This is a genomic window from Streptomyces sp. NPDC102467, assembly GCF_044765445.1.
Classification (GTDB): Bacteria; Actinomycetota; Actinomycetes; order Streptomycetales; family Streptomycetaceae; genus Streptomyces.
Genome location: NZ_JBIWKA010000050.1, coordinates 1 through 9,552, shown reverse-complemented (window position 1 = coordinate 9,552; position 9,552 = coordinate 1). Strand labels below are relative to the sequence as shown.

The following is a 9,552-nucleotide window of genomic DNA, read 5'->3' as shown; positions in this document are numbered from 1 at the left end:
AAGGACGACCTGGTCCTGTGCGTCCACAACTTCTCCCGCTTCGCCCAGCCCACCGAACTCGACCTACAGATGTTCAACGGCCGCCACCCCGTGGAGCTCATCGGCGGGGTCCGGTTCCCGGCCATCGGTGAGCTGCCGTACCTGCTCACGCTGGCAGGACACGGCTTCTACTGGTTCCGCTTGCGCAAGGACTGACCGCGGCACGATCCACGGCCCGGGGCGGGACAACCGGCTTCTGCGGTTTCCCTCCCCGCGCCCTGGGAACTCTCCCCGCATACCCGGCACTTCTCCATTCCTGGACAGCATCTCGGCACCCGGAGTCCGCTCGCACCGCCCGACGCGTTCCCGGGGAGAGGACGCGACGCCATGTCCGAAGCCACAGCCCGGCCCGCCGCTCCGCCGGAGGGTCACTCCGAGCTGCTCATGTCCCTGGACCCGTTGTTGCGGGAGTGGCTGCCGCGGCAGCGGTGGTTCGCGGGGAAGGGCCGCCCGATCACCGACCTCACCATCGACTCCGTCACCCAACTACGCACTGAGGACGCCCTGTTGCACCTATTGGTGCGCGCTCATCAGCCGCCGGCGGACGAGGGCCCCGGCGACCGCTACCAGCTCCTCATCGGCACCACCGAAGCCCTGGCCCCGCATCTGGCACCCGCCGTCATCGGTCACATCACCCGGGGGCCGCTCGCCGGGCGCACCGCGTACGAAGCGCTGCACGACCCGCGCCAGACCGACGTCCTGCTGGAACGCCTCCGCATCCCCGGCACCCTCGGCGACCTCCGCTTCCACCGCGATCCGGCGGGGCAGATCGCCCGCGACCTGGACCCCCGGCCACTTGTCGCCGAACAGTCCAACTCCTCGGTCGTGTACGGGGATTCACTCATAGCCAAGGTGTTCCGCCGGGTCCTGCCGGGCACCAACCCGGACCTCGAACTCCCCCTCGCCCTGGCCCACGAGGGCTGCGACCGGGTACCCACCCCCCTCGCCTGGTACGAGACAGCCGACGGCGAGACCACCCTCGGCCTGCTCCAGCCCTACCTCAAGGGCGCGGCCGACGGCTGGGACCTGGCCCTCAAGCACCTCACCAAACAAGAGGAATTCGTCACCGAGGCCCGCGAGTTGGGCCGCGCCACCGCCGAGGTGCACATCGCTCTGGCTCGGGCCCTGCCCACGGTCACGTACACCCGTGTGCAGACCGAGCAACTGGCCGCGACGATGACCCGCCGCCTGGAGACGACGGCCCAGCAGGTCCCCGCGCTCCTGCCCTACGTACCCGGCCTGCGCACCGCCTTCGAGGCGCTCGCCGACCTGGCGAGCGAGGGACTCACCTGGCAGGCCCAGCGCATCCACGGCGACCTGCACCTGGGCCAGTGCCTGCGCGACCCGTCGGGATTCTGGCGGCTGATCGACTTCGAGGGCGAACCGTCCCGCCCGCTCGCCGAGCGCCGCATGCCGCACCCGCCGCACCGCGACATCGCCGGCATGCTCCGCTCCTTCGACTACGCCGCCCGCACCCACCACCCCTGGAACCCGGCCTGGTCCGACGCCTGCCGCTCCGCGTACTGCGTGGGCTACGCGGACGCCTCCGGCTGGGACCCGCGCACCGACCCGGTCCTGCTGCGAGCGTACGAGACGGACAAGGCGATCTACGAGGCCCTGTACGAGGCCCGACACCGCCCGGACTGGCTCCCGGTGCCCCTCGCGGCCCTGGGACGGCTGGCGGAACCGGACTAGGGCGCCCACGACCACCACCCACCCGGCAGACGTGCAGGCCAACAAGGAGGCCCACCCGTGACCCGCCGCCCCACCAAGCCCCGGACTCCGGCTCCGAAAAAAGTCGCGCCCGCACCCGAGAGTGCCTCCATGGCGGAGAGCACCCCCGCACCGGGTGCCTCAGCGGAGAGCGCCCCCGTACCGGAGGGCGACCGGACCCGCCTCCTGTCGGCCACCCACCACGACCCTCACTCCGTCCTGGGCGCCCACCCGGCCGGCACCGGCACCGCCGTACGCGTCTGGCGCCCCTACGCGACAAAAGTCGCCGTCACCACCCCGGCGGGCCTGCACACCGAACTCCACGACGACGGCGACGGCTTCTTCTCCGTGCTGCTCCCGCACCGCGAGGCCCCGCCCGCGTACGAACTGGAGATCACCTACGGCGACACGGTCCAGCGGATCGCGGACGCGTACTCCCTGCTCCCCGCCCTCGGCGACCTCGATCTGCACCTCATCCGTGAGGGCCGGCACGAGCAGCTGTGGACGGCGCTCGGCGCCCGCCCGATGGAGCACCAGGGAATCCGGGGCACCCGCTTCACGGTCTGGGCGCCGAACGCCCGGGGCGTCCGCGTCGTCGGCGGCTTCAACTACTGGAACGGCGAGGCCCACAGCATGCGCTCGCTCGGCTCGTCCGGTATCTGGGAGCTGTTCGTCCCGGACATCGGCGAGGGCGAGCTCTACAAGTACGAGATCACCCGCCCGGACGGCAGCAAGACGCAGCGCGCCGACCCGCTCGCCACCCGGACCGAGACACCCCCGGCGAACTCGTCCGTCGTCCACGCCTCCCATCACACCTGGCACGACGACGCCTGGCTGCGCTCCCGCGGCGACCGCCCCGTCCACGAGTCACCCTTCTCCGTCTACGAGATCCATCTGGGGTCCTGGCGCCCCGGGCTCACCTACCGCCAGCTCGCCGAACAACTCCCCGCCTACATAGCCGAGTTGGGCTTCACGCATGTGGAGCTCATGCCTGTGGCCGAGCATCCCTTCGGCGGCTCCTGGGGCTATCAGGTCACCGGCTTCTACGCGCCCACGGCCCGCCTCGGCACCCCGGACGACTTCAAGTACCTGATCGACGCGCTGCACCAGGCCGGCATCGGCGTGCTCATGGACTGGGTTCCTGCCCACTTCCCGCGCGACGACTGGGCGCTGGCCGAGTTCGACGGCCGCACCCTGTACGAGCACGAGGACCCGCTGCGCTCGGCGCACCCCGACTGGGGCACCTTGGAGTTCGACTACGGCCGCAAGGAAGTCCGCAACTTCCTTGTGGCGAACGCCCTTTACTGGTGCGAGGAGTTCCACATCGACGGCCTGCGCGTCGACGCCGTCGCCTCCATGCTCTACCTCGACTACTCGCGCGAGGAAGGGCAGTGGACCCCGAACCAGTTCGGCGGCCGGGAGAACCTCGACGCGGTCGACTTCCTCCAGGAGATGAACGCCACGCTGTACCGGCGCGTCCCCGGCGTGGTCACCATCGCCGAGGAATCCACCGCATGGGACGGCGTCACCAGGGCCACCCACCACGTCGGGCCCGGCGGCTTCGGCGGACTCGGCTTCGGACTGAAGTGGAACATGGGCTGGATGCACGACTCGCTGGACTACGTGGCGCACGAGCCGGTGCACCGCAAGTACCACCACCACGAGATGACGTTCTCCATGGTGTACGCCTACAGCGAGAACTACGTACTGCCGATCTCCCACGACGAAGTCGTCCACGGCAAGCAGTCCCTGGTCTCCAAGATGCCCGGCGACTGGTGGCAGCAGCGCGCCAACCACCGCGCCTACCTGGGCTTCATGTGGGCCCACCCCGGTAAGCAACTCCTGTTCATGGGCCAGGAGTTCGCGCAGGGCGCCGAATGGTCGGAGGCGCACGGCCCCGACTGGTGGCTGCTCGATCCGGCGTACGGCGCCGAGCCCGACCACCGCGGTGTACGCGACCTCACCCGCGATCTGAACACCGTCTATCGCGAGGCGCCCGCCCTCTGGGAGCGCGACACCGATCCCGCCGGGTTCTCGTGGGTGGTCGGCGACGCGACGGAGGACAACGTCTTCGCGTTCCTGCGCCACGCCGCCAACGGCGCCCCGCTGCTCTCCGTGTCGAACTTCTCGCCGGTGGTGCGCCACGAGTACCGCCTCGGCGTGCCCGCCGATGTCCCAGCCTGGATCGAGGTCCTGAACACCGACGCCGCCCGCTACGGCGGCTCGGGCGTGGCCAACCCCGAGCCGGTGAAGCCGGACGACGTGGGAGCCCACGGCCGCCCGGCGAGCGTCCGGCTGACCCTGCCGCCGCTGGCCACGGTCTGGTTCAGGCCTGCCTGAGGTGCGACCCGGCCAGTGAGGAGGGGAGTTCGGTGGCGCTGTGCACGACGCCCAGCGACTGCGTGGCCCGCGTCAGCGCCACATACAGATCGCTGACGCCGAACTCCCCCGGCTCGACCACGATCACCCGGTCGAACTCGAGCCCCTTCGCCTGCCGCGGATCGAGCAGCACCAGATGCCGGGTGAGGTCCGGCTCGGCCCCCGCCACCACGTCGGGCAGCCGCGCGGCCAGCGCCGCGTGCAGCCGGCGCGGCGCGATCACCGCGAGCCGCCCTTCCTCGGGGGTCTCGGCCGCGGCGACCTCCGCCACGGCCTCCGCGACATCTCCCGTCACGGCCCGCCGCCAGGGACGTACACCCGTCGAGCGGACCGACGACGGCGGCTCGAACGCCGGGTTCCCCTCGCGCAGCACGGCCGCCGCGACGTCCATGATCTCGGAGGGCGTCCGGTAGTTGACCCCGAGCCGGGTGTGCTCGTACCGGTCCTCGACGTACGGCTCCAGGATCTTGTCCCAGGCGCCGACACCGGCCTCCTCGGCCGTCTGCGCCGGGTCACCGACCAGAGTCATCGAGCGGGTCGGCGAGCGCCGCATCAGCAGCCGCCACGCCATCGGCGACAGCTCCTGCGCCTCGTCGACGATGATGTGCCCGAACGCCCAGGTCCGGTCGGCCGCGGCCCGCTCCGCGGCGCTGCGGTGGTCCTCCTCCTCGTACCAGTCGGCGACCCGGTCGGCGTCGACGATGTCGTGCGCGGCCAGCACCTCCGACTCGTCCTCGTCCTCGAACTCGTACGTCTCCGAGCCCCGCGAGAGGTCGAGGACGCCCTGCGCGTACGCGATCCGCTCCTGCCGCGCGGCCTCGGCCGCGGCGCGCTCGGCGGCGTCGTCGTACCCGATGATCTCCGCCGCCTCGTCGAGCAGCGGCACGTCCGCGGCGGTCCAGTCGGCCGGCCCCGTGACGGTCCTGCGGACCGCCTCCGCGTCCTCGTCCGTCAGCTGCACGGGCTCGGCGAGGAAGTCGGCGACGACGCCCTCCGGGGTGAGCGTCGGCCACAGCTCCTCGATGGCGGCGTGCACGTCCGCGCTCGCGGCGACCCCCTTGCCGAGCTGGGCCAGGTCGTCGGGGCCGAGGAAGTTCGGCCCGCCGTACGGGTCCGCGCCGATCCGCTCCGCGAGCTGCTCGGTGAGCGCGTCGAGGATCCGGAAGGCGAAGTGCGGCCGGGCCAGGTTGTGCGGCAGCAGCGTGTCGCGGGCCGCCTGGCGTGCCTCGTAGGCGATCTCCCAGTCGAGGATCAGATCGCCGTCGTCGTGCCGGATGAACAGCGGGGCGCCGGGCTCCGGGAGCTGCTGCCGGTCGCGGACGGCGAGCGCCAGCGCGTCCGCCATCGCCACCGCACCCTTGACGGCCGCGGCCCGCGGGGTGTCGACGGCGGTGGCGTGCACCCCGGGGTACAGCTCGCCCACCGTCGCGAGCAGCACGCCCGTCTCGCCGAGCGCGGGCAGCACCTCGGAGATGTAGGACAGGAACGCCGGGTTCGGGCCGACGATCAGCACCGCCCGCTTGGCGAGCAGCTCCCGGTGCTCGTAGAGCAGGAACGCGGCGCGGTGCAGCGCCACCGCGGTCTTGCCGGTGCCAGGACCGCCCTCGACCACGAGGACGCCGCGGTGGTCGTGCCGGATGATCCGGTCCTGCTCCGCCTGGATCGTCTGCACGATGTCGCCCATGCGGCCGGTACGGGCCGAGTTCAGGGCGGCGAGCAGCACGGCGTCACCGCTCGGGTCCTCGAACCCCGTGCGCTCGTCGTCACCGAGATCGAGAATCTCGTCGTGCAGTTCGGTGACCGTACGGCCCTCGGTGGTGAGATGCCGACGGCGGCGCAGACCCATGGGCAGATGACCGGTGGCGAGATAGAAGGGACGGGCGACCGGTGCGCGCCAGTCGATCAGAATCGGCGTGAGTTCGGTGTCGTCGTCACGAATTCCGAGGCGCCCGATGTGATGCGTCACGCCGTTCGTGAGATCGATACGGCCGAAGCAGAGCGAACCGTCGACCGCATTCAGCGCGGCGAGCAGTCCTGAGCGCTCCACGACCAGCAGGTCACGCTCGAGCCGGGCCTGCTGACCAGTGCCGACGGGCGTCAGGGCGTCCGTGACCGAGCCCGCGGCGTCGCCGCGCAGCGCGTCTACGCGTGCGTAGAGCCGGTCGATGAATTCCTGTTCCTTTTGCAGTTCTTTCTGCGATGCGGCGGATTCCCGGCTTGACAAAACTGCTCCCTGCCCGGTACGGTGTGTTTAGTTAGCCCCTTGTGAGGGGCCTTTTCTGTGGGCACACAGAAACACCGAATATACCCCGGGCAGGGGGTAATTCCAACCGCGGATTTCCTGGGCCGTCTCCGCTCAGACGGTCTCCGCCAATTCCTCCAGCAGTCGCCGCTTGGGCCTGGCGCCCACCCGCGACCACACCGGCTCACCGTCCTTGAAGACCATCAGCGTCGGCATCGAGAGCACCCCGTACTTCACCGCCGTCTCCGGGTTGGCGTCCACGTCGATGGCCACGACGTCGAGGCGCTCGCGCTCCTCCTCCGCGATGGATTTCAGCACCGGTGCCAGCTGCCTGCACGGCCCGCACCACTCGGCCGTGAACTCCACGAGCACCGGTCGCCCGGACTTCAGCACCTGCTCGTCGAAGTCCGCGTCGGTCACGTCCCGCATCCTCTTCACTCCTTCTGTCCTTCGCTGAGTTCTTCACTGAGTTCGCAGCGGGGCGCGGGTTGCTCCGCGCTCAGCGCCGCGACTGTCCGCTCGGCGCGCTCCAGCTGTGCGCCGACCTTCTCCCGTACGGCGGTCAACTCGCCGATCAGCGCATCGAGTTCGGAGAGCTTGTTGCGGTACACGGCCAGCGACGCCGGACACGAGTCGCCCTCCGGGTGCCCCGCACGCAGGCACTCCACGAACGGGCGGGTCTCCTCCAGGTCGAACCCGAAGTCCTGGAGCGTACGGATCTGCCGCAGGGCACGCAGATCCGCCTCGTCATAGGTCCGGTAGCCATTGCCACCGCGCCGCGCGGGCAGCAGCCCGCGCGACTCGTAGTACCTGAGCGTCCGCGTGGTGGTACCGGCGCGGTCCGCGAGCTCTCCGATGCGCATGTCTCCGACGGTAGACCTTTCCCCTGACGTCAAGGCCAGCACTCAAGCCCCTCCGCCGACTCCAGCATTCAAGCCCCTCCGGCGACTCCAGCATTCAAGCCCCTCCGGCGATTGAGGAGCGGGGTCCGGGGCAGAGCCCCGGGGCTCGGCTACAGCGCCGGGCGCACGACCAAGGTCAAGGCCAGTCGACCATCCCAAGAAAGATCAGGTAAGTGACCAGCACCGCGCCTGGCGCCAGCGCGGCAAACCCAACCCTGCGGGCAGCGAACCGCTCCTCCCACGGCAACAGCCACGCCGTCGCGAGGACAAGCAGCGAAACCGTCAGGCTGAAGCCGAATACCGTGAAGGCACGGTCGAAGCTCGGATCGAACGCGGCCGCTTGCGCGTCCGTGCACGCATCACAGGCCATCGGCGCGAGCGCGGCGAAGACATACGCGAAGAACGCCCCCGGCAGCGTCACCACCGAGGAGAGCAGCGGAGCGACCCAGTGACGGGCGAGCCGGGCGGGTCGTATGTGCACGTCTGCGGCGATGTCCGAAGTCATGCCGACCATCCAACTTCCGGACGACGGCCATGACATGAGTGGCCGTACTCAGATCCCACCCGCCCCACTGAGTACGTTCAGAACGTCACGTCCGCCGTGTCCACCGTCTCCGCGCTGCGCCCCGGCGCGCTCTGGAACTTCCAGTAGAGATTCGTGTGCGCGATGACCAGCTCGGGAGCCGGCGCGCCGTACGCACTGAGGTCCTCCGTCGTGTGCGCGTCACCGACAAGCGTCACGTCGTAGCCGCGCACGAAGCCACCATGGATCGTGGAGCGGACACACACGTCGCTCTGCGCCCCGGTCACGACGAGCCGGCCGACCCCACGCTCGGCGAGCACCGCCTCCAGATCGGTTGCCTCGAACGAGTCGCCGTACTTCTTGTGCACCAGGGGCTCCCCTTCGACGCGCACCAGCTCGGGCACGTAACTCCAGGCGTGCGTACCCTCCTTGAGGTCGTCGTCGGAGTGCTGCACCCAGATCAAGGGCACGTCCTCGGCACGAGCCTTGTCGACGAGGGCGTTGATGTGCGCGATGACCTCGTCGCGGCGCGGAGCCCCCTCCACCACCCCGTTCTGTACGTCGATGACGAGCAGCGCTGTGCGGGGCCGGTCGGGCAGGGTCGTCATGGCGAGCCTCCTGGTCGTCGTTGCGGACTGCCGCCACAGTAGGCGGCGCCACTGACAACGCCCCATGGCCGTGCGTGCGGGCGCGTATGCCAAGCTCCCCTGATGACCATCCACTCCCCTGTCACCGCGGCCGCGTCGGGCACCTGGCTCCTGGGCGGCGAACTGTCCGTCCGCCGCATCGGCTTCGGTGCCATGCGGCTGCCGGGCCGCGTCGCCTTCGACAACTCCTCCGTCAGCGACCGCGACCAGTCGATCCGGGTGCTGCGCCGCGCGCTCGAACTCGGCGTGAACCACATCGACACGGCCGCGTTCTACTTCTCGTCACTGCGCTCGGCCAACGAGCTCATCTGCTCCGCGCTCGCGCCCTACCCCGACGACCTGGTCATCGTCACGAAGGTCGGCCCGCGCCGTGACCGGTCCGGCGCCTGGACCGACTGGGCACGCCCCGACGAACTGCGCGGCGACGTCGAGGAGAACCTGCGCCAGCTGGGCCGCGACCGCCTGGACGTGGTCAACATGCGGGTCAACGAACGGATCTCGCCGTACATCGAGGAGTACGTGGGTGCGCTCGCCGAGCTGCGCGACGCGGGCCTGATCCGCCATATCGGCGTCTCGGACGTCGACGCGGACGTGCTCGGCCGGGCCCGGAGCGCCGCGCCGATCGTGTGTGTGCAGAACCGCTTCGGTCTCGGCACCGGCCGTGACGGGGACGCCGAACTACTGCGCTCCTGCGCGGAGTCGGGCATCGCCTTCGTACCGTTCTTCGCGATCGCGGGCAGCGGGGGCCACGCCGGCGGCACGGCCGACACTCCGGCGGTCCGCGAGGTCGCCGCCGCCCATGACGCTTCCCCGGCTCAGATCCGGCTGGCCTGGACCCTCCACCAGGGTCCGAACGTCCTGGCCATCCCGGGCACCGGCGACCCGGAGCACCTCGCGCAGAACGTCGCGGCAGGCGCGATCCGGCTGACCGACGACGAATTGAGCGCCCTCGCCTGAAACGCAAAAAAGCCTCAACCCCCGAGCGAATGCTCGGGGGTTGAGGCTTTTTACTAAATTTAGTTCGGCGGCGTCCTACTCTCCCACAGGGTCCCCCCTGCAGTACCATCGGCGCTGTGAGGCTTAGCTTCCGGGTTCGAAATGTAACCG

The 9,552-nt window shown here is 70.3% G+C and carries 9 protein-coding genes and 1 rRNA gene; 4 read left to right on the top strand and 6 right to left on the bottom strand.

The genetic code is table 11. From position 1 onward, the window contains the following. The 3 genes from ACIREE_RS42145 to glgB form a co-directional block, all read left to right on the top strand. Positions 1-195: alpha-glucosidase C-terminal domain-containing protein (locus ACIREE_RS42145; protein ID WP_404164841.1), on the top strand; the 195-nt coding region annotated here is incomplete at its 5' end. A 171-nt stretch (positions 196-366) separates the two neighbouring features. Further along, complete coding sequence (locus ACIREE_RS42140) at positions 367-1,734, top strand: phosphotransferase (RefSeq protein WP_404164839.1); 1,368 nt, start codon at positions 367-369, stop codon at positions 1,732-1,734. A 129-nt stretch (positions 1,735-1,863) separates the two neighbouring features. Next, complete coding sequence (gene glgB / locus ACIREE_RS42135; protein WP_404164837.1) at positions 1,864-4,092, top strand: 1,4-alpha-glucan branching enzyme; 2,229 nt, start codon at positions 1,864-1,866, stop codon at positions 4,090-4,092. Here glgB and ACIREE_RS42130 read toward each other — a convergent pair. The 5 genes from ACIREE_RS42130 to ACIREE_RS42110 form a co-directional block, all read right to left on the bottom strand. Then, positions 4,079-6,319, bottom strand: a complete 2,241-nt coding sequence (locus ACIREE_RS42130; RefSeq protein WP_404164843.1) for a HelD family protein — start codon at positions 6,317-6,319, stop codon at positions 4,079-4,081. The genes glgB and ACIREE_RS42130 overlap by 14 nt on opposite strands. Before the next feature lie 168 nt (positions 6,320-6,487). Beyond that, positions 6,488-6,802 carry a thioredoxin gene (gene trxA / locus ACIREE_RS42125; protein WP_404164835.1) on the bottom strand — a complete coding sequence of 105 codons (315 nt, stop codon included), beginning with the start codon at positions 6,800-6,802 and terminating at the stop codon, positions 6,488-6,490. Between the two features lie 5 nt (positions 6,803-6,807). Next, a complete protein-coding gene (locus ACIREE_RS42120) occupies positions 6,808-7,236 on the bottom strand; it encodes a MerR family transcriptional regulator (protein WP_404164833.1) in 429 nt (142 codons plus the stop codon). A 175-nt stretch (positions 7,237-7,411) separates the two neighbouring features. Further along, positions 7,412-7,780: a hypothetical protein gene (locus ACIREE_RS42115; protein ID WP_404164831.1), complete on the bottom strand. Its 369-nt coding sequence runs from the start codon at positions 7,778-7,780 to the stop codon at positions 7,412-7,414. 77 nt (positions 7,781-7,857) lie between these two features. Further along, on the bottom strand, positions 7,858-8,406 hold the full coding sequence (locus tag ACIREE_RS42110) for an isochorismatase family protein (RefSeq protein WP_404164829.1): 549 nt from the start codon (positions 8,404-8,406) through the stop codon (positions 7,858-7,860). 102 nt (positions 8,407-8,508) lie between these two features. Here ACIREE_RS42110 and ACIREE_RS42105 point away from each other — a divergent pair, with 102 nt between their 5' ends. Further along, on the top strand, positions 8,509-9,402 hold the full coding sequence (locus ACIREE_RS42105; RefSeq protein WP_404164827.1) for an aldo/keto reductase: 894 nt from the start codon (positions 8,509-8,511) through the stop codon (positions 9,400-9,402). A 62-nt stretch (positions 9,403-9,464) separates the two neighbouring features. On the opposite strand, the gene rrf is transcribed toward ACIREE_RS42105, so the two are convergent. Next, positions 9,465-9,552, bottom strand: a 5S ribosomal RNA gene (rrf, locus tag ACIREE_RS42100); the annotation flags it as partial.

What these genes read in the sequence shown, in the direction of transcription:
- ACIREE_RS42140 (WP_404164839.1), top strand. Translation starts at nt 367, where the DNA reads ATGTCCGAAGCCACAGCCCGGCCCGCCGCTCCGCCGGAGGGTCACTCC.
- glgB (WP_404164837.1), top strand. Translation starts at nt 1,864, where the DNA reads ATGGCGGAGAGCACCCCCGCACCGGGTGCCTCAGCGGAGAGCGCCCCC.
- trxA (WP_404164835.1), bottom strand. Translation starts at nt 6,802, where the DNA reads ATGCGGGACGTGACCGACGCGGACTTCGACGAGCAGGTGCTGAAGTCC.
- ACIREE_RS42120 (WP_404164833.1), bottom strand. Translation starts at nt 7,236, where the DNA reads ATGCGCATCGGAGAGCTCGCGGACCGCGCCGGTACCACCACGCGGACG.
- ACIREE_RS42115 (WP_404164831.1), bottom strand. Translation starts at nt 7,780, where the DNA reads ATGACTTCGGACATCGCCGCAGACGTGCACATACGACCCGCCCGGCTC.
- ACIREE_RS42110 (WP_404164829.1), bottom strand. Translation starts at nt 8,406, where the DNA reads ATGACGACCCTGCCCGACCGGCCCCGCACAGCGCTGCTCGTCATCGAC.
- ACIREE_RS42105 (WP_404164827.1), top strand. Translation starts at nt 8,509, where the DNA reads ATGACCATCCACTCCCCTGTCACCGCGGCCGCGTCGGGCACCTGGCTC.